The sequence below is a fragment of the Variovorax sp. P1_H2 genome, assembly GCF_056405295.1.
Genome location: NZ_JBFUCJ010000033.1, coordinates 36,082 through 58,951 on the forward strand (window position 1 = coordinate 36,082; position 22,870 = coordinate 58,951).

The 22,870-nt window shown below is 68.6% G+C and carries 25 protein-coding genes and 1 pseudogene; 7 read left to right on the top strand and 19 right to left on the bottom strand.

Going from position 1 to position 22,870, the window contains the following annotated elements:
• Positions 1-2: 2 nt before the first annotated feature.
• From AC1D2E_RS14020 to AC1D2E_RS14040, 5 genes are read left to right on the top strand one after another with little or no spacing between them, the layout of a single operon-like run.
• Positions 3-563, top strand: a complete 561-nt coding sequence (locus tag AC1D2E_RS14020) for an MSMEG_0567/Sll0786 family nitrogen starvation N-acetyltransferase (protein WP_478173530.1) — start codon at positions 3-5, stop codon at positions 561-563.
• Positions 564-574: 11 nt separating this feature from the next.
• Positions 575-1,558, top strand: coding sequence for a sll0787 family AIR synthase-like protein (locus tag AC1D2E_RS14025; RefSeq protein ID WP_478197978.1), 984 nt, complete (start codon positions 575-577; stop codon positions 1,556-1,558).
• Positions 1,551-2,759, top strand: a complete 1,209-nt coding sequence (locus AC1D2E_RS14030) for an MSMEG_0565 family glycosyltransferase (protein ID WP_478197957.1) — start codon at positions 1,551-1,553, stop codon at positions 2,757-2,759. Before AC1D2E_RS14025 ends, AC1D2E_RS14030 begins: the two co-directional genes overlap by 8 nt.
• Before the next feature lie 28 nt (positions 2,760-2,787).
• The gene (locus tag AC1D2E_RS14035; protein WP_478197958.1) at positions 2,788-3,072 is read left to right on the top strand and encodes an MSMEG_0570 family nitrogen starvation response protein; all 285 of its coding nucleotides are present in this window, start codon (positions 2,788-2,790) and stop codon (positions 3,070-3,072) included.
• A gap of 32 nt (positions 3,073-3,104) precedes the next feature.
• On the top strand, positions 3,105-4,397 hold the full coding sequence (locus AC1D2E_RS14040) for an MSMEG_0569 family flavin-dependent oxidoreductase (protein WP_478197959.1): 1,293 nt from the start codon (positions 3,105-3,107) through the stop codon (positions 4,395-4,397).
• Between the two features lie 119 nt (positions 4,398-4,516).
• Here the strand turns inward: AC1D2E_RS14040 and AC1D2E_RS14045 are convergent, their stop codons facing one another.
• The 4 genes from AC1D2E_RS14045 to crcB form a co-directional block, all read right to left on the bottom strand.
• On the bottom strand, positions 4,517-4,984 hold the full coding sequence (locus AC1D2E_RS14045) for a methyltransferase family protein (RefSeq protein ID WP_478197960.1): 468 nt from the start codon (positions 4,982-4,984) through the stop codon (positions 4,517-4,519).
• A gap of 84 nt (positions 4,985-5,068) precedes the next feature.
• Positions 5,069-5,473: a universal stress protein gene (locus AC1D2E_RS14050; protein ID WP_478197961.1), complete on the bottom strand. Its 405-nt coding sequence runs from the start codon at positions 5,471-5,473 to the stop codon at positions 5,069-5,071.
• A 53-nt stretch (positions 5,474-5,526) separates the two neighbouring features.
• Positions 5,527-5,862, bottom strand: a complete 336-nt coding sequence (locus tag AC1D2E_RS14055) for a DUF190 domain-containing protein (protein WP_478197962.1) — start codon at positions 5,860-5,862, stop codon at positions 5,527-5,529.
• A 54-nt stretch (positions 5,863-5,916) separates the two neighbouring features.
• Entirely contained in the window at positions 5,917-6,306 is a 390-nt protein-coding gene (gene crcB, locus AC1D2E_RS14060; RefSeq protein WP_478197963.1) for a fluoride efflux transporter CrcB, read from the bottom strand.
• A 220-nt stretch (positions 6,307-6,526) separates the two neighbouring features.
• On the opposite strand from crcB, the gene AC1D2E_RS14065 reads away from it, so the two are divergent.
• Entirely contained in the window at positions 6,527-7,477 is a 951-nt protein-coding gene (locus tag AC1D2E_RS14065) for a cupin-like domain-containing protein (protein ID WP_478197964.1), read from the top strand.
• Positions 7,478-7,582: 105 nt separating this feature from the next.
• Entirely contained in the window at positions 7,583-8,068 is a 486-nt protein-coding gene (locus AC1D2E_RS14070; protein ID WP_478197965.1) for a SixA phosphatase family protein, read from the top strand.
• 32 nt (positions 8,069-8,100) lie between these two features.
• On the opposite strand, the pseudogene AC1D2E_RS14075 reads toward AC1D2E_RS14070, so the two are convergent.
• The 15 genes and pseudogenes from AC1D2E_RS14075 to AC1D2E_RS14145 all read right to left on the bottom strand — a co-directional run.
• Positions 8,101-8,184, bottom strand: a pseudogene (locus AC1D2E_RS14075) (glutathione S-transferase); the annotation flags it as partial.
• Positions 8,185-9,327 carry an autotransporter outer membrane beta-barrel domain-containing protein gene (locus tag AC1D2E_RS14080; RefSeq protein ID WP_478197966.1) on the bottom strand — a complete coding sequence of 381 codons (1,143 nt, stop codon included), beginning with the start codon at positions 9,325-9,327 and terminating at the stop codon, positions 8,185-8,187. It lies immediately after the preceding pseudogene.
• Between the two features lie 102 nt (positions 9,328-9,429).
• Entirely contained in the window at positions 9,430-10,395 is a 966-nt protein-coding gene (locus tag AC1D2E_RS14085) for a polysaccharide deacetylase family protein (protein WP_478197967.1), read from the bottom strand.
• A gap of 4 nt (positions 10,396-10,399) precedes the next feature.
• Entirely contained in the window at positions 10,400-11,443 is a 1,044-nt protein-coding gene (locus AC1D2E_RS14090; protein WP_478197968.1) for a bifunctional UDP-4-keto-pentose/UDP-xylose synthase, read from the bottom strand.
• 29 nt (positions 11,444-11,472) lie between these two features.
• The gene (locus AC1D2E_RS14095) at positions 11,473-12,402 is read right to left on the bottom strand and encodes a formyltransferase (protein ID WP_478197969.1); all 930 of its coding nucleotides are present in this window, start codon (positions 12,400-12,402) and stop codon (positions 11,473-11,475) included.
• Positions 12,399-13,391 (bottom strand): glycosyltransferase, encoded by a 993-nt coding sequence (locus tag AC1D2E_RS14100; RefSeq protein WP_478173545.1) that lies wholly within the window; start codon positions 13,389-13,391, stop codon positions 12,399-12,401. The genes AC1D2E_RS14095 and AC1D2E_RS14100 overlap by 4 nt, the downstream gene beginning before the upstream one ends.
• The gene (locus AC1D2E_RS14105) at positions 13,388-14,530 is read right to left on the bottom strand and encodes a DegT/DnrJ/EryC1/StrS family aminotransferase (protein ID WP_478197970.1); all 1,143 of its coding nucleotides are present in this window, start codon (positions 14,528-14,530) and stop codon (positions 13,388-13,390) included. Before AC1D2E_RS14105 ends, AC1D2E_RS14100 begins: the two co-directional genes overlap by 4 nt.
• The gene (locus tag AC1D2E_RS14110) at positions 14,527-14,916 is read right to left on the bottom strand and encodes an SMR family transporter (protein ID WP_478113769.1); all 390 of its coding nucleotides are present in this window, start codon (positions 14,914-14,916) and stop codon (positions 14,527-14,529) included. Before AC1D2E_RS14110 ends, AC1D2E_RS14105 begins: the two co-directional genes overlap by 4 nt.
• Positions 14,913-16,607 carry a phospholipid carrier-dependent glycosyltransferase gene (locus AC1D2E_RS14115; RefSeq protein ID WP_478197971.1) on the bottom strand — a complete coding sequence of 565 codons (1,695 nt, stop codon included), beginning with the start codon at positions 16,605-16,607 and terminating at the stop codon, positions 14,913-14,915. The genes AC1D2E_RS14110 and AC1D2E_RS14115 overlap by 4 nt, the downstream gene beginning before the upstream one ends.
• A gap of 75 nt (positions 16,608-16,682) precedes the next feature.
• The gene (locus AC1D2E_RS14120) at positions 16,683-17,057 is read right to left on the bottom strand and encodes a hypothetical protein (RefSeq protein WP_478197972.1); all 375 of its coding nucleotides are present in this window, start codon (positions 17,055-17,057) and stop codon (positions 16,683-16,685) included.
• Between the two features lie 149 nt (positions 17,058-17,206).
• Positions 17,207-18,466, bottom strand: a complete 1,260-nt coding sequence (locus AC1D2E_RS14125) for an O-antigen ligase family protein (protein ID WP_478197973.1) — start codon at positions 18,464-18,466, stop codon at positions 17,207-17,209.
• Positions 18,467-18,535: 69 nt separating this feature from the next.
• A complete protein-coding gene (locus AC1D2E_RS14130; RefSeq protein WP_478197974.1) occupies positions 18,536-19,552 on the bottom strand; it encodes a Bug family tripartite tricarboxylate transporter substrate binding protein in 1,017 nt (338 codons plus the stop codon).
• Positions 19,553-19,581: 29 nt separating this feature from the next.
• Entirely contained in the window at positions 19,582-21,000 is a 1,419-nt protein-coding gene (locus AC1D2E_RS14135; RefSeq protein ID WP_478197979.1) for a sensor histidine kinase, read from the bottom strand.
• 9 nt (positions 21,001-21,009) lie between these two features.
• Positions 21,010-21,675, bottom strand: coding sequence for a response regulator (locus AC1D2E_RS14140; RefSeq protein ID WP_478197975.1), 666 nt, complete (start codon positions 21,673-21,675; stop codon positions 21,010-21,012).
• A gap of 24 nt (positions 21,676-21,699) precedes the next feature.
• Complete coding sequence (locus tag AC1D2E_RS14145; protein WP_478197976.1) at positions 21,700-22,719, bottom strand: Bug family tripartite tricarboxylate transporter substrate binding protein; 1,020 nt, start codon at positions 22,717-22,719, stop codon at positions 21,700-21,702.
• Between the last annotated feature and the right edge of the window lie 151 nt (positions 22,720-22,870).

A 22,870-nucleotide genomic window follows, 5' to 3' on the forward strand; every position in this document is an offset into this window, starting at 1 on the left:
CCATGGGCTGCATCGTCGATGACCGGCTGGAGCCGGCCGTGCAGTACCAGCCGGTCGAGTTCCTGGTGCGAGAGGCCGCGCAGCACTGGGAGCGCGAGCAGGCGCATGCGCTGCGCCGCGCGGTGTTCTGCATCGAGCAGGGCATCTTCGTCGGCGACGACCGCGATGCGCTCGACGATCGCGCCCAGTTGCTGGTGGCGATGTCGTGTATCGGCGGCATGCCCGACCAGGTGGTGGGCACGGTGCGCATCCACCAGAGCGCGCCGCAGGTCTGGTGGGGCTCGCGGCTGGCGGTGCATCCGGCCTTCAGGAGCCAGGGCCATCTCGGCGCGACGCTGATCCGCCTCGCGGTGTGCCGGGCGCATGCGCAGGGCTGCGTTGCCTTCCACGCGCATGTGCAGTCGCAGAACGTGCCGCTGTTCCAGAAGCTGCACTGGACGCTGGAAGGCGAACTCGTCGTGCATGGGCGGCCGCATGCCGAGATGCGGGCGGCGCTCGACTTCTATCCGCCTTGCCACGATCCGGTGAGCGGCTTCGTCTCGCGCGCGCGGAGCGCCTCGTGACACTCGCCGAGATGGCCGCCGCATTGCGGTCCAGTCGCGGCTTTGCCCACAAGCGCGACATCAGCGACGTCGTCTCGGCCTTGGGCCGGGCGCTGCCGAACGGCGGCGCGGACCTCTCCCAGGCGGTGCCGATCGGCGACGACTGCGCGGCGCTGCCCGACGGCCAGGGCGGCTACCTGCTGTTCGCGATCGAAGGCCTGGTCGAGGACTTCATCGTCCGCATGCCGTGGTTCGCCGGCTATTGCGGGGTGATGGTCAACGTCAGCGACATCTACGCCATGGGCGGCCGGCCCACTGCCGTGGTCAACGCGCTGTGGAGCGCGGGCATGGACCCGGCGGAGCAGTTGCTCATGGGCATGGCCGCGGCAGCCGGCCGCTACGGCGTGCCGATCGTCGGCGGCCACAGCAACAACCGGAGCGAGCGGCCGCAACTGGCGGTCGCCATTCTCGGCCGGGCGAAGCGTTTGCTGACCAGTTTCGATGCGCGGCCCGGCGACAGCCTGCTGATGGCGGTCGACCTGCGCGGCGCCTACGAGGAGCCCTTTCCGTACTGGAATGCCTCCACCACGGCACCGGCGCAGCGCCTGCGCGGCGACCTCGAACTGCTGCCGCAGCTGGCCGAGGACGGCCTCTGCGACGCGGCCAAGGACATCAGCATGGCCGGCGCAGTCGGCACCGCCTTGATGCTGCTCGAATGCTCGGGCGTCGGCGCGGCCATCGATGTCGATGCCATCCCTCGGCCGTCCGGGGCGCCCTTGCCGCGATGGCTCGGTGCCTTCCCGAGTTTCGGCTTCGTCATGAGCGTGCGGACTTCGAACGTCGGCGAGGTGAGGCGCCGCTTTGCCGCGCGCGACATCGCCTGCGCCGTGGTGGGGCAGGTCGACGACTCGCGCCAGCTCGTGCTGCGCCGAGGCAACGCGCGTGAACTGCTGTGGGACCTGAACGACGATGTCTTCATCCGCGAGGCTGCCGTTGCGCAGGGTGTGCATGAATGACGTTTCGGATCGAGGTCCGCTCAAGATCGGGCTGCTGACCCACTCGGTCAATCCGCGCGGTGGCGTGGTTCACACGATCGAGCTGGCCCATGCGCTGCACGACGCCGGGCACGACGTGACCGTGATGGCGCCGGCGGCGCCGGGCCAGCGCTTCTTCCGGCCGGTGCGTTGCGCCACGCAGCTGGTGCCGGTGCGCGGCGTGCCGAAGGACATGGTCGAGATGGTCGGCACGCGCATCGAGGCCTTCAGGCGCCACCTCGAGAAGCAGCTCGAGGGCACGCGCTTCGACGTGCTGCACGCCCACGACCCGATCGGCGGCAATGCGCTCGCCGACCTCGTGGATGCGGGCCTCGTCCATGGCTTCGTTCGCACGGTGCATCACCTGGAAGTCTTCGCTTCGCCGCAGCTGATGGCCTGGCAGTCGCGGGGATTCCGGCGCGCGAGCCAGGTGTTCTGCGCCAGCCGGATGTGGCGCGACATCCTGGCGCAGCAGCATGGCGTCAGCGCATCGGAGATCTGCAATGGCGTGGACCGCACGCGCTTCAGCGCCGTGGGCCGGCTCGACGACGCGGCGCTGGGTCGTCGGCTCGGCATCCGCAGCGCAGCACCGGTGGTGCTGGCGGTCGGCGGCGTCGAGGAGCGCAAGAACACGCTGCGGCTGCTGCGGGCCTTCGTGCGGCTGCGCGCCGAGCGTCCTCATGCCCAGCTGGTCGTCGCCGGCGGCGCGAGCCTGCTGGACCATGCCCGCTACACGCTCGACTTCAAGGCGCTGGCACAGGCGAGCGGCCTGGACATCGGCCCGGGCCAGCCCATCGTGCTCACCGGACCGCTGGCCGACGACGACATGCCTGGCCTCTACCGGCTGGCCGATGTCGTGGCGATGCCGTCGCTGGTCGAGGGTTTCGGCCTGGTGGTGCTCGAGGCGCTGGCCAGTGGCGTGCCGGTGATGGTCTCGCGCATCGCGCCGTTCACCGAACACCTGGGCGACGCCGATTGCCAGTGGGCGGACCCGCATGACCCGGCGTCGATCGCAGGTGCGCTGGGGCGGGCGATCGACACCCGCGACAGCGACCAGATCGCCCGTTCGGCCGAACGCCTGGGGCATCAGTTCGACTGGTCGGCGTCCGCACAGCGGCATGCGCTCCTCTATCGCCAGGGCTTGCGCGCATCGCGTTCGCAGGCCCAGCCCATCACCTTCTGAATCGACACCGAAAGGCGCAAGAAAACCCATGCCCGTCATGCACTTCAGCGTTCGCTGGCCCGACCAGCGCGAGACGCGCTGCTATTCGCCATCCCTCGTGGTCCAGGACTATCTGCGTCCGGGCCAGACCTATGCCCTGGACGATTTTCTGCAGCGCACCCGCGAGGCGCTAGCCATCGCGTCGGAGCGAGTCCGCGCCAAGTTCGGCTTCGCCTGCTCGCAGGCCATGGACCAGCTGGCCGAGATCGAGCACATCGCCGGCGGCTTCGCTGACCGGCCCGACGCCGAGGTCACGGTCGTGGCCTTCGACTGACCACCTCCCCAGTTCCCTTCCGAAAGTTCACCATGCTCCCCAAGACCACCCACTACAGCGTCATCATCGTCGGCGGCGGCCAGGCCGGCCTGTCGATGAGCCATTGCCTGCAACGGCGCGGCATCGACCACCTGGTGATCGAGAAGCGCACGCTGGTTCACAGCTGGCGCACCCAGCGCTGGGATTCCTTCTGCCTGGTCACGCCCAACTGGCAATGCAATCTGCCCGGCTGGTCCTACCAGGGCGACGATCCGCACGGCTTCATGGTCAAGGACCAGATCAACCACTGGCTCGCCGGCTTCGTCGAGCAGGTGCAGGCGCCGGCGATCGAAGGCGTGACCGTCGAGAAGGTGTCGCGCGCCGGCGATGCCGAGCGCTACACGGTGCAGACCAGCGCCGGCAGCTTCACCGCCGACCAGGTGGTCGTGGCCTCGGGCGGCTACCACAAGCCGGTGGTGCCGCGAATGGCCGAGAAGCTGCCGGGCTCGATCGTGCAGTACCACTCCGCCCAGTATCGAAATCCCGACCAGCTGCCCGAAGGGGCCGTGCTGGTGGTCGGCTGTGGCCAGTCGGGCGCGCAGATCGCCGAAGACCTGCACCTGGCCGGGCGCAAGGTCTATCTCGCCACCGGCAATGCGCCGCGCTGCGCGCGCTTCTACCGCGGCAAGGATGTGGTCGACTGGCTGGCGGACATGGACTACTACGACATGCCCGTGACCCAGCATCCGCTGCGCGAAGGCGTGCGAGACAACACCAACCACTACGTGACGGGCCGCGATGGCGGCCGCGACATCGACCTGCGGCGCTTCGCCGTGGAAGGCATGGCGTTGTACGGCCTGATGACCGGCCTCGACGGCGACGAGCTCGAGTTCCAGCCGAACCTGCGCGAGAACCTCGACCATGCGGACCGCATCTTCAACGGCATCAACGCCTCGATCGACAAGTTCATCGCGAGCCGGGGCATCGACGCGCCGCCGGGAGAGCCTTATGTGCCGGTCTGGCAGCCCGAGCAGGAGCGCACCCGGCTGAGCCTTCGTGCATCGGGCATCGCCAGCGTGGTCTGGTGCATCGGCTTTCTGCCCGACTTCGGCTGGGTCGATGCACCGGTGTTCAACGGGCGCGGCGAGCCGGTGCACCTGCGCGGCGTGACCGGGCAGCCGGGTCTCTACTTCCTCGGGTTGCCGTGGCTGCATACCTGGGGCTCGGGGCGCTTCTCGGGCGTTGCGCGGGATGCGCAGTTCCTGGCCGAGGCGATCGCTTCGGCTGCGGCCGGCGCTGGCGGCGAGCGATCGATCGAACGGGGGCGCCGGGCGAGTACGGCGTAGTCCTCAGGTCCGGCCATGCGGCAGGCCCGCGATGCCACGCTCGAGGTCCCGACCTTGATCCTGCCGGCGATCCAGGTCAACGTGCGTGCCGGGAAGCTGCCGCCGGAGCAGGGTGAGGGTCAGAAAATGCCCGGCAGGAATCTGCGTGTCCGAGTGCGGTAGGCCGCGTAGCCTGGATGCGCCACCAGCAGCCAGCGCTCCTCCACCTCGGCCTTGACGCCGAGCACGATCGCCAGCGCTGCAACGCTGATCCAGCCCCAGACGGAGCTGGCGGCCCAGGCACAGGCCAGCCCGCAGGCCATGACCGCGGTGTACATCGGATGGCGGATCCAGCGGTAGGGACCGCTTTGCACCAGCTGTCCGCCCGCGCGCGGCGTCGGCCGGATATTGAAGTTTCCTGGCCGATTGCAGGCGAGCGACCAGAGTCCCAGCAGCACGCCCAGCACCGCCAGTCCCCAGGCCCCTGCAGGTGCGTGAACGCCGAGGAATTCAGGTGCTGCGAGCAGCGCCAGGACGGTGATCAGCGCGAACTGGATCGCGACCAGCACGGTTCCTGGATCATGTCGGAATGGGCTGTCGGTGTTCATTCGGCGCCAACCGTACCAGGCTTGCGATCCTGCTCGAGTCACGCGCTCAGGCGTGGCGTTCCCTTGGCTTGTTCCGGACGGCGCTCAACCGGCGACCAGCACGCAGCAATGCGCGAGATCGATGACGCGCTTGGCCAGGGACGTCTCGGCCAGACGACGCAGCAGCGCGCGCTTGCGGTGGCCGATGACGATCAGGTCGGCGCCGAATCGATCCGCGGCCGCGACGATCTGTTCGGAACAGTTTCCCTCCACGACTTCCAGTTCGACGTCGACCCGTGCATCCGCGCCCCTGTCGCGCAGCGGCGCCAGATAGGCCCAGCACTGCGCACGGGCCTGGTCGAGGGAGGCATGCGTCTCGACCTCGGCGGACCACGCCACGGCCACCACGTGAAGGGGCGCATGGGCCTCCCGAGCGGCTTCCATCGCGCGCCCGAACGCGATTTCCGAGCTTTGGGTTCCGTCGTACGCCAGCAGGATCTTTCTGAACATGGTGCGTCTCCTTCAGTGTGCGCAGGCGAACACCTGCCGTGCCACGGAGCCGATCAGCCATCGCTCGATGCGGCCGACCCGACAAACCCCATCTCCAGTGGCAGCTTGACGTAGAAAAGCTCGAGCTTCTCGCCGTCCAGGTGGGCGAGAAAGCGCTGGGCCTCATCCTCGCTCAGCGCAAACCCGACCTCCACCGGGACATCGCCGGCCAGCTCGAAGAAGTGCTCCTCGTGCAGCTTGCCATGGCGGCCGTAGCCGGCGATGGCCCGAAAGGCCGAGCCGCCGTGGATGCCCAGCTTCCGGGCTTCCCGGAGCAGCCATTCATAGGCGAGGATGCCGTGGTGACGGCGGTTTTCCTGGACGTAGAACTTGAGGTAGATGCCTTTCACGGTGTCCTCCTTCGGCTCGAATCACGGGTTGGGACAGCATCGCCTGCCGGGTCTCTAGACCCTGACGAAGAGCGCATTCGCGATCAGGATGCCGATCCCGGTGAGGATCAGCGAGCCGGCGAGGTGCACGCTCGCGGCCCCCAGGGCCCACCAGTGCTGGTGCCGGCCGATCAACGTCACGACCTCGATCGAGAATGTGGAGAAGGTCGTCAGGCCGCCCATGAAGCCGGTGATGATCAGGAGCCGCCATTCAGGCGCGAGGCCGCTGTTGTGAGAGAAGAAGGCGCTCGCGACACCGACCAGCAAGCCGCCGATGAGATTGGCGGCCAGGGTGCCCAGCGGAATCGTCGGGAACAACGGGTTCAGCCAGCCACCCAGCCACCAGCGCAGCAAGGCACCGCAGCCGGCACCGCCGAAGACCGCAAGCAATGAAAAGCCGCTCATGTCGCTCCTTGGTCAAGGGGCCGGAGCGACCGGTGCGGCAAGGGCGCCGGTCCACGCGGGTCCCGGGTCGATATCATCGGCCGCACGCAGCGCGCTGGGCCGTCTCGGCGCTTGACTTGGTCACGACAATGTGTCAACTTGTGACCCCTGCGAAGCATGACAGACGCATGACAGATGCGCGGCGTGCGCGGAGGCACCGCATCGATACGGAGAGTTGACCATGCTGGGTGAATTCGTCTCGAGGGAAGTCGCTGCCACCCTGGCTGCTCGGGGGCGGCAAAAAACGCAGCATCTGATCGAGTTCGATCCCGACACCGTCCGGTCGTCATACAACCGGCGACCGTTCCTGGTGAGCCATCGCCTGGCCGACCATCCCAGATTCTCGCTGCCGGAACTGTTTGCGCTCTGCCGGCGTCTGCCGCGCGACGAGGTGAAGTATCGCGTCGGCGTGATACCCGGCGACGCCGACTTCGACGCGTCCTATACGCGTTACGGCCAGGGCCTTGTCCTGGACGACGTGCTGGAAAGCTTCGAGCAATCGAGGGCCTTCATCTGCATCTACAACCCGGAACGCGATGCTGTCTACCGCCCCTTGCTGGAAGGGCTGTTGGCCGAGATCGCCGCGGCGATCGACGAGTTCGATCCGGTGATCACCTGGTACTCGACGTACTTCTTCATCTCCACGCAGGACTCGATCACGCCCTACCACATGGACCGCGAGATGAATTTTCTGCTTCAGGTGCGAGGGGAAAAACAGGTGGCGCTTTGGGACCCCAGCGACGACGAGATCATGAGTTCGGCAGAAAAGGACCGTCTGCTCTCGCCCTTCAACACCAGGCGGCCGCCCTATCTGCCCTCGTTCGAATCGAAAGCGAAGACCTTCGATCTGAAGCCTGGGCTCGGTGTCCATCACCCCTTCATCGCCCCCCATAGGGTCCACACAGACTCCGAACTCTCCATCTCCCTGGCGTTCACTTTTCGCACGCAGAAGTCCGACATGTTGACGAGCGCGCATGCGTTCAACTACATGTTGCGTCGTTGCGGCTGGTCGCCGGCAGAGGTCGGGCAGAGCCCGTTTGCCGATCAGATCAAGATTGCAGCAGCGAATGCCGCACGAGTGCCCATCAACCTGCTGAAAAGGGCTCGGCGCGCACGCGGGCCCTCGCCCTGATCCTGTTTCTGGAGGCCGCGCTCTACAGCCCGGGGCGGCAAGCTGGCGGCGGAAGCCACTTCGACTGGCATACTGGCGGATCTTTAGTGCCTTTTTCACACGATCGTGAAAACCTTGATCCTCGTGCGGCATGCGAAATCGAGTCGCGACGATCCGTCTTTGCCCGATCGGCTGCGACCCTTGGACGATCGGGGCCGCCACGACGCGCCCACCATGGGCAAGCGCCTCGGCAAGCGCGGGCCGAAGCCCGATCTGCTCGTGTCGAGCCCGGCACTGCGAGCGCTGGCGACGGCGCAACTCATCGCCGACGAGATCCACTGTCGGCGCAAGGACATCGTCGTCGATGAACGCCTCTACGCCAGCAGCCCCGACACCTTGCTCGCCGTCATTCGCACATTGGATGACAAGCTGAATTGCGTGATGCTGTTCGGCCACAACCCCGAGTTCACCGAGCTCGCGCACCAGCTGTCGAACGAGATCGTCGACATGCCCACGTGTGCCGTCGCCGAGTTCCGCTTCGACGCCAAGGCATGGGCGGAAGTCGGGGAGATCGGCCCGACGAAGGTGAAGCTGGACGTGCCCAGGGCGTAGGTCCACGGCGGACATGCAGGCCGCCCGCTGGAGAACTCGACGCGCCAGTTCCAGCTCGCGATCTCGGCTCTTTCCTGTGGCGTGCTTCCCAGCAGAGGCGGCTCCGGGAAGCGAGCTCAGTCCCAGACGATTCGCGTCCCTGCCTGGACCGCCCAGGCCTGATAGGACTGCTTGCCCGTCTGCCAACCCAGGGTACCCCAGGCCGTCCAGCCCCTCTGGAACCTGGCGTCGATGCCCGCCTTGAGCTCGAAGCGGTCCGCGGGGTAGAGGTACTTGGTCGAGACGTTGTTGGTGATCACCTCGTCGCCGAGGGCGTCGTGCCACCAGTTCACGGCCGCGAACGGCCGCACCACGGCGCCCCCCCAGCCGAAGGATTCGCGTTCGGCGCGCACGCCCAGCCTGGACAGCCACCCGCCGCGGTGGGCGCCGTCGACCTCCAGGCCATCCAGCTGGGTCACGTTGTAGGTGTGGTTGTGGTCGTAGACGAACTGGCCTTGCGGGATCAGCGACCAAGCGCTGTCCTGCCACCGCATGACATAGCCTCCTTCCGCCGACAGGATGCTCGCGTGCGAGTTGTAGTCGACCCGTTCCCCCAGCAGGGTGTCGACGCGGTTGGAGAACCAGGCGTACTGGCCCCAGAGGTCGCTGTACCAGCCACTGCGGGTTTGATCGTTCTGGTACCAGGTACCGAAGGCGCCCAGGCTGAATCCGCTGGTTCTTCCTTGCGACTGGAGGCCGTACGCGACGCTCTGCGAATCGCTGCGCGTGGCGCCGTAGCCGAACATGGCGCCGATGTGCATGTTGTCGGCGCCGCCGAACGGTGACCAGTGGGCCAGTGTTGCCGTGCCTTGCACGAAGGCCGCCTTGCTGTCGATGTCGAAGCTGCCGGTGTCGCCATGGGTCTGATCGCCGGTGCCGCCGACGCGCAGGTCGATGGGGCCTTTCGCTGGCTGCAGGCCGGTGCCCTGGGGCTGCCAGCCCCAGCCGCCCTGGCGGTCGTCCAGGCTGTTCACGAAGAGAACGCCCGACTGGTGCTGATTGCCGAAGTAGGCGCCGGTCTCGGGCCTCGCGCCCGGGGGGATGAGCGGCACCGGTGTGCAGGCAGACAGGGGCGACGGCGGCACGCACTGGGCCCAGGCCTCGCAAGCCGCGAAGCCGACGGCGACCGTGACCGCCCAGCGGCAGGCATCGGCGAAGGCGCGGCCCGACCGGACGTGTCGGGCGCCGGCCGGTTGTCGAGTTTCTGAAGACAGACGCATGGTCGCACTCCTTCGCTCCGGACCGCAGCCGCAACGAGCCCCTCGGGGAACTCTAGGGTTCCATCATGAAGGCAATCCGAGCGCATTGGAAGACGCGCGGCGTCATCGAGTGCGTGCTGGGCTCCCCGGCTCGCCGCCTGCGTGTTCCGCTGCACGCTGCGAAGACCAGGCCGGCCCCTGCACGGCCAGCAATCCCGAGCGTCCCGCCACTTCGCCCTGGACCAAGCGGTGGCGCGGCAGGGTCGCGGGGTCGGTCGACGCGGCGAGGTCGCCCAGCGTGACAAGCTGGTGTCCCTGGGCCTGCCAGCCCTTCAGCAGGCGCTCGAAGACGGGCATGAGCTTCATGCCCTCGAGTTCTGCGTGCAGCGTGTAGACCTGATCGCGCTCGCACCCGGCCGTGAGCTCCAGCACATGGGCATGGACATTCTGCGCATCGAGATCGTCGATGCCGATCAGTTCGTCGAGCGTGGGCAGCGTGGTCGGCCACTGCGGCGGCCCGATGGCACGTCCGTCGTCGGCCACCGGGACGAAAGGCCCCGTGCCTCGCGTATCCGACGCCACGTCGATGCCGAGTTCGGTCTCGGCTTGCGCCGCCGCCGCATTGAACTGCCATCCGGCCGCGCCATGCAGCCGCGGGGCGGCACCGAAGATCTGCGTGTGCCGTTCCACCGCGCGCTGCATCTCGCGCGTGGTCCAGGCGGGGTCGCGCCGCATCAGGTGGTCCTGCCAGTCGATGTGGTCCCAGCAATGCACGCCGACCTCGAAGCCGGCATCGCGTACCGCGCGCAAGGTCGAGGCCTCGCGCCGGCCGATGTCGGGCCCCGGCAGCAGGCTGCCGTACAGCAGGGTGCGCAGCCCGTAGTGCTCGAGCACCGAGGTGCGCGCCACCTTTTGCAGGAAGCCGGGGCGGAACACGCGCAGGATGGCCCTGCCGGTGTGGTCCGGGCCGAGGCTGAACAGGAAGCTGGCCCGCGCGCCGCTGCGCTGCAGCAGCGCCAGAAGCCGGGGTACGCCTTCGCGGGTGCCGCGCAGGGTGTCGACGTCGACCTTCAGTGCGATGCGCGCCATCGCCTCAAAGCGCCAGGTCCGCGGCCGCCTCGACCTCGTCCCGGTAGTAGGCGAACAGACTGGCCAGGGCTTCCTGCATGCCGACTTGCGGGCTCCAGTCCAGGTCCTTCATGGTCGCGCGGATGTCGGGCACCCGGTGGGACACGTCCTGGTAGCCGCGGCCGTAGTAGTCGGCCGACGAGACATCGACCAGGCGCACCTTCTCGGCGGCCTCGCGGTACTCGGGCAGCGTGCGCGCCAGCGCGAGCATCATCTCGGCCAGCGCGCGGATCGAGTGGTTGTTGACCGGGTTGCCGATGTTGTAGATCTTCGAGTCGGCCACGCCGCCCTCGTTGGCGATGATCTTGACCAGCGCGGCGATGCCGTCGTCCACGTAGGTGAAGGCCCGTTGCTGGCTGCCGCCGTCGACCAGCCGGATCGGCTCGCCGCGCACGATGTGGCCAAGGAACTGGGTGATCACGCGGCTCGAGCCCTCCTTCGGCGTGTGCAGGCTGTCCAGGCCCGGCCCGATCCAGTTGAACGGACGGAACAGCGTGTAGCGCAGGCCTTCCTGCAGGCCGTAGGCGTGGATCACGCGGTCCATGAGTTGCTTCGCGGCGGCGTAGATCCAGCGCGGCTTGTTGATCGGCCCGTAGACCAGGTTCGACTCCTCGGGATCGAAGGCCTCGTCGGTGCACATGCCGTAGACCTCGCTGGTCGAGGGGAACACCACCCGCTTGCCGTACTTGAGGCACTGCCGCACGATCGGCAGGTTGGCCTCGAAGTCGAGCTCGAAGACGCGCAGCGGCTGCTTCACGTAGGTCGCCGGGGTCGCGATCGCCACCAGCGGAAGGACGACATCGCACTTCTTCACGTGGTATTCGATCCATTCCTTGTTGATCGTGATGTCGCCTTCGAAGAAATGGAAGCGCGGGTCGCCGAGCCACGGCGTGACGCGATCCGTCTGCATGTCCATGCCGTAGACGTGCCAGTCGGTGGTTTCGAGGATATGGCGCGTGAGGTGGTGGCCGATGAAGCCGTTGACGCCGAGGATGAGGACTTTGAGCATGATGGGGCAATCCGTGGTTTGGGAATGAATCAGGTGTCGGCCGGCACGCAGCGCGCGCCGAAGAGGCGTTCGAAACCGGCCGCGTCGATCGCGCCGGCATCGCCCTGTGCGGCCAGCACTTCGAGCGCGCTGCCGTCCGCTGCCAGCAGCCAGAGCGCGCCGGCCTCGCTCGCCAGGCGCAGGCCCGGGGCGGTCTCTCGCCGCGGCCGTTCGGCGAACCGGGTCCGGTCGATCCGGATGCGCTGTCCGCCGACGCGGCAGAAGGCGCCGGGATAGTAGGGCGGCGCGAGGGCGCGCACCAGGTTGTGGATCTGCATGGCGTTCGCCGTCGGCGGGATCGATCCGTCCTCCGGCTTGCGGCCGCCGAAATACCGGCCTTGGGAGAGGTCCTGCGGCCGCTCGACGGCGGTCCCCGCCAGCAGCCCCGGCAGGCTTCGCGCCAGCGTGATCTCGGCCGCGACGACGACCTTGCCGAACACATCGTGCGCGGTGTCGTCGATCAGGATCGGCACCGCGCATTGATCGACGATGGCGCCGTTGTCGGGCTTCTCGTTCATGCGATGCAGGGTGGCGCCGGTCTGTTTCGCGCCCTCGATGACGGCCCAGTTCACCGGCGCCCGCCCGCGGTACTGCGGCAGCAGCGAGCCGTGCATGTTGTAGGCGCCGCGGCGCGGCAGCTGCAGCCACGGCGCCTTGAGCATCTGGCGGTAGTAGAACGAGAACAGGAAGTCGGGGGCCGACGCCTTCGCTTCGGCCAGCAGCTCCGGCAGATGCGGGTCGGCCGGCGTCACGCAGCGCAGGCCGTGCGATGCCGCCACCTCGGCCACGCTGGCGAACCAGATGGCCTCGCCGGCCGCGTCGGCGTGGGTGACCACCAGCGGCACGTCGACACCGGCGTCCAGCAGCACCCGGAGGCAGCGCACGCCGACGTCGTGGTAGGCGAAGACGATGGCTTTCATGGGCGCTTGCGCTCCAGCACGGCGTTGATGACATAGCGCGGCCGCGCCCGCACCTCCTGGTAGATGCGCCCGATGTACTCGCCCAGCAGGCCGATGCCGAACAGGGCCAGCCCCATCAGCAGGAACAGCAGCGCGAACAGCGTGAAGACGCCGCCTTCCTCGGGCCCCAGCACGATCCGGCGTGCCGCCAGGATCACGAACAGCAGCGCGGACAGCATCGACACCGCGATGCCGAGCAGCGAGAAGGCCTGCAGCGGCAGCAGCGAGAAGCCGGTCACCAGGTCGAAGTTGAGGCGCACCAGGCTGTAGAAGGAGTACTTCGACTCGCCCGCATGCCGCTCCTCGTGGCCGACCACGACCTCGGCCGGATTGCGCGAGAACTGCAGCGCCAGCGCGGGAATGAAGGTGTTCATCTCGTTGCACTGGTTGATCAGCTGCACCACGTTGCGGCTGTAGGCGCGCAGCATCGAGCCATGGTCGGTCATCACGATGCCCGTGAGCCGATGGCGCAGGCGGTTCATGGCACGCGACGCCCAGCGCCGCCAGGCCGAATCCTGGCGATCGCGCCGGATCGATCCGACGCAGTCGTGCCCGCGGTCCATCGCGTCCAGCAGCAGTTGGATGTCTTCCGGCGGATTCTGCAGGTCGGCATCGAGGGTGACGATGCGCTCGCCCTGGCAGTGCTCGAAGCCCGCCAGGATCGCCCGGTGCTGGCCGAAGTTGCCGTTGAAGAGAATCACCCGCGTGACGTCGGGGCGGCGCTCGAACTGCGCCGCCAGCAGCGCGGCGGAGCGGTCCCGGCTGCCGTCGTTGATGAAGATCACCTCGTAGCTGAGCCCGAGCGCATCGAGCGCCGGATAGAGGCGATCGAACAGCGCCGCCAGCCCCTGCTCCTCGTTGTAGACCGGAATCACGACGCTCAGCTCGGGTGCGTCGCTGCGGGCTTCGGTCTCGTCGTCGAGGATGGAAACCGCCTTCAGTACCGTCATGGCCGCACTCCCCTCAGTTGGGCCGTCACTTCGGCGACGCTGTCGCAGACGCGGTCGACATCGGCGTCCGTCATGGCAGGAAAGAGCGGCAGCGTGACCGTGCGTTCGCCGATGTCCTCGGCCACCGGGAAATCGCCGCGGGCGAAACCCATGGCCCGGAACAGCGAGAACAGGTGCATCGCGGGATAGTGCACGCCGACGCCGATGCCGCGCTCTTTCATGGCGGCCAGGAAATCGGCGCGCGCGGGTGCCAGCTCGCGCGGCAGCAGGGGTTGGAACATGTGCCAGTTGCCGTTCAGCTCCGGGTCTTCGGGGGGCAACTCGAAGCCGAGCGACCGGTCCCAGCGCTTGAAATAGCGCTGCGCCAGCCGACGCCGGCTGGCGTTGAAGGCATCGATGCTGCGCAACTGTCCGAGGCCGATCGCCGCCGCGATGTCGGTCATGTTGGCCTTGGCGCCCCAGGCTTCCACCTCCATGCCGCCGCCGGGCAGCCGCACGACGCCCTGCAGGCGCAGCCGCTCGAAGCGCTGCGCCTCGTCATCGTCGTTCAGCACCAGGCAGCCGCCCTCGCCCGAGGTCATGTTCTTGTTGGCATGGAAGCTGAAGGACACCAGGTCGCCGAAGCTGCCGATCGCCCGCCCGTCCCACTGCGCGCCGAAGGACTGCGCGGCATCCTCGACGACGCGCAGTCCATGGGTTGCGGCCAGGCGATTGAGCCGTGCCCGGTCGACGGGCAGGCCGGCCAGGTCGACCGGCAGCAGCGCGCGCGTGCGCGGCGTGATGGCGGCCTCGACGCGGTCGAGGTCGATGTTGCGGGTGCGTGCGTCGACATCGACGAACACCGGCGTGGCGCCGACCGCCAGCACCACGTTGGCCGTCGCGACCCAGCTCAGCGGCGTAGTGATGACCTGGTCGCCCGGGCCGATGCCGCACAGGCGCAGCGCCAGCTCGAGGGAGGCGGTGCCGGAGTTCACCAGGCGCACGGGCCGGCCGTCGAAGCGGCTGGACAGGGCGGCCTCGAGCGCCTGGCACTTCGGGCCGGTGGTGAGCCAGCCGGAGCGGAGCACCTCGGACACCTCGGCGACGGTGCGCTCGTCGATCGACGGACGGGTGAAGGGAAGGAAGGGCGCTGCGCTCATTGCGTGCTCCCGCTGCGCGCCACCAGGACCACGCCGACCACGATGACCGCGATGCCGAGCCAGCGCTGGGCGTTGACCTGTTCGCCGAACAGCCACCACGCGAGCGCTGCATTGACGACATAGCCGATCGAGAGCATCGGGTAGGCGATGCTCACTTCGACCCGAGACAGGGCGACGATCCAGACCACCACGCTGATCGCGTAGCAGGCCAGGCCGCCGAGGATGCCGGGGTGCTGCGCCAGTCCGGTCGCACTGCGCCAGAGCGCGGCACTGCCGTCGGACATGGATATCTCGCCGACGCTGCGCGCCCCGGCCTTCAGCAGCAACTGGGCTGCGGCGTTGAGCAGGACACCGCTCAGCACCCATGCAAAATCGATGATCTTCATTGTCTCGCCACCACCACTCGTCGTTGATCCTGATAAATGACACGCATCGGAATGTCGCGCTGGCGCAGGGCCAGGAAGCTTGGAAAGTCCATGTAGGCGGCCGCCTGCGGCAGCGCCTGCCAGCGGCTCGCGAATTCGTCGAGCGACTCGATCGAGCGGCCGGGCTCCAACACCTGTCCCATGGCGAACTCGTCCTGGTAGTTCACCAGCGTGACGTCGCGTCGCAGGTAGAAGGGCAGCGTCTGATCATAGATGCCGACCGCGAACACGGGCGCCCCGGACCGCAGCACCGGTTCCATGGCCGACACGAATGGCGCCGAACTCTTGAGCTGCCCGAACGGGTTGTGGGACGCCATCACGATCGCCATCCCGATGATATGGCCGAGCGCCAGGCTCGCAACGGCCAGCGTGACGCCGCGCCGCCGCAGGGCCCACCATGCGAAGGCCGCGAACGCCAGGAAGACCGCGGCGCCCCAGCGGATCCCGGCGCCGAGCTGGGTGAAGATCTCGGCCGGCGTCGAATAGGATGCCACCCGGGCGCTCTGTGTCGAGGCGATCAGAGCCACGGTCCAGGCCAGGATCGGCACCAGCAGGTGGCGGCGCAGCACGCGCGGGCTGGCCTGCTGGAGCCGCAGTCCGATGAGCAGCGCCAGTGCCGGGAACATCGGCAGGATGTAGGAAGGCAGTTTCGAACCGCTGGCGCTGAAGAACAGCAGCACGAAGAGCGAGTGGACGAAGAGGATGTCGGCCGGCGCGATGCGTCGTGGCGGCCCGTCCTCGGTTCGCCGGGGCCACAGCCAGGGCAGGGCGCTGGTCCAGGGCAGCATCCCGCCGACCAGCAGCGGGAGGTAATACCACCAGGCGCCTTCGCGCTGGTGCACCTTCGTCAGGTAGCGCGCGAAATGCTCATGGATGAAGAAGAACTGGGCAAAGCTCGGATTGCGCATCGAGACCAGCACGAACCACGGCGCGGCCAGCAGCAGGAAGATCAGCAGGCCCGAGACCCAGTGCATCCTGCGCCAGGGACCGAAGTCGCGGCGCCAGAGACAGGTCAGCAGCAGCGTCGCGCCAGGAATCAGCAGCCCGACCAGCCCCTTGCTCAACACTGCGCCGGCCATCGCGGCCCACGCGAGCCAGATCCAGTTCCTGCGCTGCGTCGGCGTGGCGGCGACGTTCTCCGCGATCAGCACGGCGCACAAGGCGGTCGTGAGGAACAGCGTCAGGCTGGCATCGAGGGTCAGGAAATGGGCGTTGCCGAAGACCCAGGTCATCGACGCGGCGACGGCCAGGCTGCGGATGCCGGTCTCCTTGCCCCAGAGCCGCCAGGCGGTCGCGCCGACCACCAGCACCGTGAGGAAACCGGCGAGCGCGGGCCACAGGCGGGCGGCGAAGTCGTTCAGGCCGAACAGCTGCAGGAACAGGGCGCTGACCCAGTACTGCAGAGGAGGCTTCTCGAAATAGAGCAGGCCGTTCAGGCGCGGCGTGACGAAGTCGCCGCTGCGAAGCATCTCCCAGGCGAGGCTGGCATAGCGGCCCTCGTCGGGACTGATCAACGAACGGTTGGACAGGGAGCCGAACCAGACCACTGCCAGCACGGCGAGCAGCAGCGCCAGCACCGCGGGAGAGACCGGTCGCTCGGCCGCAAGCGGCGTTGCGCCGCTGTATCTAACTTGATCCATCTGATGATTCATGAACACGTTGGGATGTGCCTCGGGAGCAGCGCTCCGTTGCACGGCTGGCGCCTCGGCGCCCCGTCTCGATGAAGATCAGCGTGGGGGAGCCGTCTCTGGCGGACGACTTCGCCAGAGCGCGGTGCGCGGCGGTGCGCCGCTTGCCGTCGGTACCTTGAAGGCCGGCGTGCGCGATAAGGGCGAGACTCGGCGGCCGGGCCATACGGCCAGCGGCGCCATCAGCAGCACCAGGCCGAGGAAAGCGGCGAGGCCGCTCAGGAAGGCCAGCGGCGAGTCGATGCTGGCGCCGGCGGGGACGAAGAGCGTGACCTCGAGCGCCATCGGTGCCTTGGCGTCGTCGTCCGGCTGGAACCGGGCGGTCTCGCCGACGGAGCGGACGCTGAGCTGCTGCTGCGGGACGAGGCCGTCGTCGTCGAAGCGCACCGAGAGGAAAGGCTGGGCGGCGCTCAACGCCACAAGCAACGTGCACCACCAAGGGCAAAGCCTGGCGAGACGTCGAAGAAGGCGGTGGGTCAACATTGGTGCATGCTACGCGCTCCACCTGTCAGAAACCTGAACGAGCGGGCGCGCCGCCGGATGGCGGGGGTATTGGGGGGTGTTCAGGGAGCCGGCATCCTAACGCCCTGCCTCAGTTTCATGCAAGCCTTCGGGACGACCGCGCGCCAGGCGCCTTCCGGCCCGCGCACCAGCCGCAGGAACAGGAAAACGATCCACGGCAGACTGAGCCCGATGGCCGCATCGCGGGTGGCCGAGTTGACGCTGATCGCCACCAGCAGCGTCAGCAGCGCGACGAAGGCCAGCCGGCCGGTCAGGTCGGATCGCCGCCAGGCCATGCGAAGGCCGGTGGCGAAGACGAGCGCCAGCGCCAGAAGCCCCGGCACGCCGGTTTGCGAGCCCATCCAAAGGAAGTCGTTGTGCGGCATGTTGTAGTCGTGCAGCAGGCTCGGCGCGCGCCGCTGCCATTCGCTGGTCCAGCTGCCGACGCCCCAGCCGGTCCAGGGCCGTTCGAGCATCATGCGCGTCGTTTCCCGGTACATGTAGAAGCGCACCACCCAGCTGCCTTCCGACACCGCGCCCGCCTGCGCCGCTTCGATCTCCTGCACGCCGAGCTTGAACTTCTCCTGGGCCGACGGTGCTTGCGAGATCAGGCCGCCGGCGGCGATCACCACGACGCTGAGCGAGAACGCGAGCGCTCGCAGCCGAAGGCGCCATTGGTGCACGCAGGCACCGAGCACGGCGAGGAACAAGGCGATCAACGAGGTGCGCGAAGGCAGTGCCAGCGTGACGATCAGGGCGCAGCCCAGGGTCGCGGCGAAGGCGGCGGCCAGTCCGACGGCCCGCTGCGGCGCGGCGGCCGGGAGCGCCAGGCCCCAGGTGGCCGCCAAGGCGCCGATCAGGGCGAACAGCAAGGCATCGTTGATCGACTTGTTGCCCTTCATGGTCGTGACGTTGTGCCAGATCGCCAGACCGGGCAGTCCGAAGGCGCGGGTCAGCAGCATCGCCAGCAGCGCCAGCAAGGCGCCGATGAAGAAGCCGCGCAGGCCCCAGGCGGCTTCCTCGGTCGACAGCAGGATCGGCAGGGCGATCGTGGCCGCGATCCGGAAGCCGTGCCCCAGCTCCACCGGCGTTCCGGCATAGCGCGGGCCCAGCGCGAGGACGGCCAGCGTCCACAGCACGAAGGCCAGGATGGCCCACCGCAGGGGATGGGTGCGCCATCGGTCGAGGCGCTCGCGCAGTTCGCCGCCGGCCAGGAGCGCGAGGATGAGCAGGGTCGCGCCGAGGTAGTTGAGGCCTACCGGCATGAACACGACAGAGCCCCACAGGAAGGCGCAGTTTCGAACCCAGGTGGGTCGGGACATGGGATGCACAGGGGCGGGCGAAAAAAGCTGCAATTCTTTGCGACGAGCGTGAACGAAGCATGAATGCCGCTAGCGCGTCCAGCGGCGCAGGCCCAGATCGGCCGCCACGGCCTGGTAGTGCGCGATGCGGTCCCGCACGTGGTCCTCCAGCGCGGCGCCGGTCAGCGAGAAAGGGTACAGGCGATGGCGTTCGCGCAGGGCCGGGTAGCTCGGCGCCGCCATGGCGTCGCGGAAGGCCTCGGTCCATGCGCGAACCGCCGCTTCGGCCACCTCGGCGCTCATGTACACGCCGCGCAGGGTCGGCCACACCAGGTCCACCTTCTGCGCCCGGGCGGTCGGTATTCCGGCCAGCTCGCCGCCCAGCGGCGCATCGCTGAGGACCGCCAGGATCCGGATGGCCGCGCCGCCCGCGATCGCCTGCAGCGCTTCGGCCGCATCGCCGGGAAAGACGTCGACATGCTTGCCCTGCAGCGCGCTCAAGGCGTCGCCGCCGCCCTCGAACGAGACGAAGCGCATCGACTTGTGATCGCGACCGGCCGCCCGGAGCAGCAACGCGGCCTTCACCCAGTCCTGGCTCCCCACCGTGCCGCCGGCGCCGAACACGAGGCGCGAGGGTTCTTGCTGCAAGGCGGCAATCACTTCCTGGAGCGACCTGTAGGGTGAGTCGCGATGAACCGCGATCACGCCGTAGTCGGTGCCGAGGGCGGCGATCCATCGCGCCGCGGAGGCCGAGTGGGGGCCGAAGCGGCCTTGGGCGATGTTGAGCAGGGAGCCGCTCGAGAAGGCCACCAGGATCGACGGGCCGCCCATCCGGCCCGTGGCGATGCGGTCGAAGGCCAGCGCCCCGATGCCGCCGGGAAGGAAGCGCTGGCCCAGCGGCGGGCGGCTTGGCCGAACCACCTGCAAGCCGTCCCGCGCCAGGGCGCAGGTCAGGTCGAAGCCGCCGCCGGCCTTCGCGGGAATCACGCACTCCGCCGGCGCGAGGCTCGGATCGTCTGCCGCGCCGGCCGCGATGCAGGCAGCCGGCAAAAGCGCGGCAGGCAGCATGCCCAGCGCTTGGCGGCGAGTGAATGCGGGCGTGGGCATGGGGGGCGGATCTCCGGCAATCGACGGCGTCAGGCGCTGCGAACCGGCCACCAGAGCGTGGCATGCAGGCCCTGGCCGTCCTCGCGCGCCCTGAGTTCGAGATCGCCCTGGTGTCGTTGCGCAATCGATCGCGCGATCGCCAGTCCCAGCCCCGATCCGCCCTTTCTCGCCCGCGCGCCCCGGACGAAGCGCCGGCCCAGCGCCGCGCATTCCTCGTCGCTCAGGCCCGGTCCGTTGTCCTCGACGGTGATCCGCCATCCCCGCGGCTCCTTGCCGGCGAAGAGGGTGATGGTGCCGTGGGCCGGCGTGTAGGCGATGGCGTTGACCACGAGGTTGCCCAGCGCCTCGCGCAGCAGGCCCGCATCGGCGACCGCCCGCAGCGCCATGGCCGGCGGGTGGATGCCGAGGTCGATGTGCTTGGCGCGTGCGAGCGCCAGCAGATCGACCGCGACCTCGCGCAGCAAGGCCGCCAGGTCGACTTCCGCGAAGGCCAGCGACACGGTGTCGCTGCGCCCCAGGGCGAGCAGCTGCTGGGTGCTGCGCGTGACGCGACCGATCTCCGTGCCGAGGGCCTCGAGGGCGGCGCCGACTTTGGCCGGGTCCTGTTCGCGCCGGGCATAGTCGACCTGCATCTGGAGCGTCGTCAGGTGGGTGCGGAGCTGATGCGACGCGTCGTCGAGGAACTGGCGCTGCTGGGCCACCAGGTCCTGGGTCCGGGACATCTGCTGGTTGACCGCGGCGACCAGCGGTCGGATGTCCGCCGGAAGATCGGATTCGTCGATGCGGGTCAGGTCGTCGGCCTTGCGCGCCTGCACCTCGCGGGCGAGCCGGGTCAGCGGCCGCAATGCGGCCGCCAGGGCCACCGCCGTGCTCAACAGGAGCAGCGCCAGCACCAGGCCGTCGCGAAGCGCCGCACGGCGAACGAAGCGCGAAGTGAACTCCTGCCGGGAGCGCGTGCTTTCGCCGACCTGGATCAGCACGCTGCGCCCCTGGCTTCCCGCCGGTGCGCGATCGAGGTCGCGGCGGTAGGCGGCAAAGCGGACCGATTCGCCGAAGTAGCTCGCGTCGTAGAACACGGGAACCCCGGGCACCAGGGCGGCCTGCGGCTCGGGCAGGTCCGCGCTGCCCAGTTCGACCAGGCCGTCGGAGGTCGCGACGCGGAAGTAGACCTGGCCGCTGGCGGTCAGCTCGAAGAATTCGAACAGGGTGTACGGCAGTTCGACGGCCAGGCCGCCCGAGGCCGTCGAGATGTTGGCGTCGATCGACTTCAGCGCGCCGAGCACCGACCGGTCGTAGGCCGCATTGGCGGCCTCGAGCGCGTCGTGCCGGGTCATCCAGAGCTCGACGCAGGTCACCAGCAGCAGCAGCGGAAGCAGCAGCAGCGCAAGGCGCTGCCGCAAGCTCGCACGCCGGGCCCAGTCCGCGGCAGCTCCGAATGGGCGCGGCAGGGCGGTCAATCAGCCGGCCTCCAGGGCGTAGCCCAGTCCGCGCAGTGTCGTGATGCGAACCCCGCTGCCGTCGAGCCGCTTGCGCAGGCGGTGCACGAACACCTCCACCGCCTCGGGATGCACGTTGTCGTCGTCCGAGAACACGCGGTCGAGGATCTGCTGCTTGGACAAGGGCTCGCCGCTGCGCTGGGCCAGCACGCGCAGCACGGACAGTTCGCGTGGAGACAGCGCGAGCAACTCGCCGTCGAGCAGGAACTGCCGGCGCGTTCCGTCGTAGACCAGCGGCCCGCAGGCGAGCCGGGGATGCTCGACGCCCCGGGCCCGCCGCACCAGCGCATGCAGGCGGGCCTCGAGTTCGGCCAGCGCGAAGGGCTTGGCGAGAAAGTCGTCGGCGCCGGCGTTCAGCAGTTCGACGCGCTCGCTCAGCGAGTCGCGCGCCGTGAGGATCAGCGTCGGCAGCCGCTGGTCCCGTTCTCGCAGGCGCTGCAGCACCTCGTGGCCGTCGAGGCCGGGCAGCCCCAGGTCGAGCACCAGCGCGTCATGGTCGTGGTCTTGCAGGGCGCGGTCGGCAAGACGGCCATCGTCCACCCACTCGACCTGGATGCCGGAATGCTCGAGCGCCTTGCAGAGCCAGGTGCCCAGCGTGTGTTCGTCTTCGGCCAGCAGGATGCGCATCGCCCGATGGTAGAGCGACGCGCTTCAGTCGGGCTTGATGTTGGCCCGTGCGATCACCGTCTTCCAGCGTGCCTGCTCCGCCGCGATGAACTGCGCGAACTGATCCGGGGTGCCGCCGATGGCCTCGGCCGCGTCGCCGCGCAGCCGTTCCATGGCGGCCGGAGAGCGCACCGCCTTCATGGTTTCGGCCGACAGCTTCGCCACGTTGGCGGGCGCCATGCTGGCCGGCGCGAGCATGCCGTACCACTGGGTCATCTCGAAGCCGGGATAGCCCTGTTCGGCGACCGTCGGAACGTCCGGCAACTGCGGCAGGCGCTTGGCCGAGCCGGTGGCGATGCAGCGCACCTTGCCCGACTTGATGAAGGGGATGATGGCCGCCGCCCCGATCGCCGAGGCGTCGAGCCGGCCCGACAGCAGGTCGGTCAGCATCGGTCCGGTGCCGCGGTAGGGCACGTGCAGCATGAAGACCCCCGAGGTGACTTTCAGGTACTCGAAGGCCAGGTGGCCGGCGCTGCCGTTGCCGGCCGAGCCATAGCTCAGCTTGCCGGGCTTTGATTTCGCATAGGCGATGAACTCTCTGAGGTTCTTCGCCGGCACGTCCGGATGGACCACGTAGAGGCTGGGCACCTTGGCCAGCAGGCTGACCGGCTTGAAGTCCTTGTTGGCGTCGTACGGCAGCTTGTCGAAGATGAAGGGGTTGACGGCCAGCGTGCCGATGTGGCCGAGGATGATCGTGTGCTGGTCGTCGCTGCGCGCCACCTCCGCCATCGCGATGTTGCCGGCGGCGCCGGGCTTGTTGTCCACGTAGACGCTCTGGCCCAGCGTGTTGGAGAGCTCGGCCGCGGTCGACCGGGCCACGATCTCCGAGCTGCCGCCGGGCGCGAAGGGCACCACGAAACGCACCGACTTGCTCGGCCAGCCGCCCTGGGCCGACGCCAGGCGCGGCATCAGGCCGGCGAGGCCGAGGGYGCCGCCGGCCTGGAGGATGCGGCGCCGGGCCATCGGGGAGGTCGCTGCGAGTTCGTCGGGGGTGTCTGCAAACATGGGGTGTCTCCGTCGATCTGTTCAAGGTCCGCGATGTTGCCTCGGCGAAGCTTTCGGAATGCTGTCAGTTCCGCAGGCTTAGGGCCAGTTCACACTATTTCCGGGGATCGCGTTGCCGGGCCAAGGGGCTGGATGCAAGGCGCCCGCGCGC

Excerpts from the sequence above, each read along its gene's own strand:
- AC1D2E_RS14020 (WP_478173530.1), top strand. The coding sequence starts at position 3 with ATGGGCTGCATCGTCGATGACCGGCTGGAGCCGGCCGTGCAGTACCAG.
- AC1D2E_RS14130 (WP_478197974.1), bottom strand. The coding sequence starts at position 19,552 with ATGCCCACGCCCGCATTCACTCGCCGCCAAGCGCTGGGCATGCTGCCT.
- AC1D2E_RS14115 (WP_478197971.1), bottom strand. The coding sequence starts at position 16,607 with ATGAATCATCAGATGGATCAAGTTAGATACAGCGGCGCAACGCCGCTT.
- AC1D2E_RS14045 (WP_478197960.1), bottom strand. The coding sequence starts at position 4,984 with ATGAACACCGACAGCCCATTCCGACATGATCCAGGAACCGTGCTGGTC.
- AC1D2E_RS14050 (WP_478197961.1), bottom strand. The coding sequence starts at position 5,473 with ATGTTCAGAAAGATCCTGCTGGCGTACGACGGAACCCAAAGCTCGGAA.
- AC1D2E_RS14105 (WP_478197970.1), bottom strand. The coding sequence starts at position 14,530 with ATGAGCGCAGCGCCCTTCCTTCCCTTCACCCGTCCGTCGATCGACGAG.
- AC1D2E_RS14125 (WP_478197973.1), bottom strand. The coding sequence starts at position 18,466 with ATGTCCCGACCCACCTGGGTTCGAAACTGCGCCTTCCTGTGGGGCTCT.
- AC1D2E_RS14100 (WP_478173545.1), bottom strand. The coding sequence starts at position 13,391 with ATGACGGTACTGAAGGCGGTTTCCATCCTCGACGACGAGACCGAAGCC.
- AC1D2E_RS14140 (WP_478197975.1), bottom strand. The coding sequence starts at position 21,675 with ATGCGCATCCTGCTGGCCGAAGACGAACACACGCTGGGCACCTGGCTC.
- AC1D2E_RS14040 (WP_478197959.1), top strand. The coding sequence starts at position 3,105 with ATGCTCCCCAAGACCACCCACTACAGCGTCATCATCGTCGGCGGCGGC.
- crcB (WP_478197963.1), bottom strand. The coding sequence starts at position 6,306 with ATGAGCGGCTTTTCATTGCTTGCGGTCTTCGGCGGTGCCGGCTGCGGT.
- AC1D2E_RS14065 (WP_478197964.1), top strand. The coding sequence starts at position 6,527 with ATGCTGGGTGAATTCGTCTCGAGGGAAGTCGCTGCCACCCTGGCTGCT.
- AC1D2E_RS14095 (WP_478197969.1), bottom strand. The coding sequence starts at position 12,402 with ATGAAAGCCATCGTCTTCGCCTACCACGACGTCGGCGTGCGCTGCCTC.
- AC1D2E_RS14025 (WP_478197978.1), top strand. The coding sequence starts at position 575 with ATGGCCGCCGCATTGCGGTCCAGTCGCGGCTTTGCCCACAAGCGCGAC.
- AC1D2E_RS14110 (WP_478113769.1), bottom strand. The coding sequence starts at position 14,916 with ATGAAGATCATCGATTTTGCATGGGTGCTGAGCGGTGTCCTGCTCAAC.
- AC1D2E_RS14035 (WP_478197958.1), top strand. The coding sequence starts at position 2,788 with ATGCCCGTCATGCACTTCAGCGTTCGCTGGCCCGACCAGCGCGAGACG.
- AC1D2E_RS14080 (WP_478197966.1), bottom strand. The coding sequence starts at position 9,327 with ATGCGTCTGTCTTCAGAAACTCGACAACCGGCCGGCGCCCGACACGTC.
- AC1D2E_RS14085 (WP_478197967.1), bottom strand. The coding sequence starts at position 10,395 with ATGGCGCGCATCGCACTGAAGGTCGACGTCGACACCCTGCGCGGCACC.
- AC1D2E_RS14090 (WP_478197968.1), bottom strand. The coding sequence starts at position 11,443 with ATGCTCAAAGTCCTCATCCTCGGCGTCAACGGCTTCATCGGCCACCAC.
- AC1D2E_RS14030 (WP_478197957.1), top strand. The coding sequence starts at position 1,551 with ATGAATGACGTTTCGGATCGAGGTCCGCTCAAGATCGGGCTGCTGACC.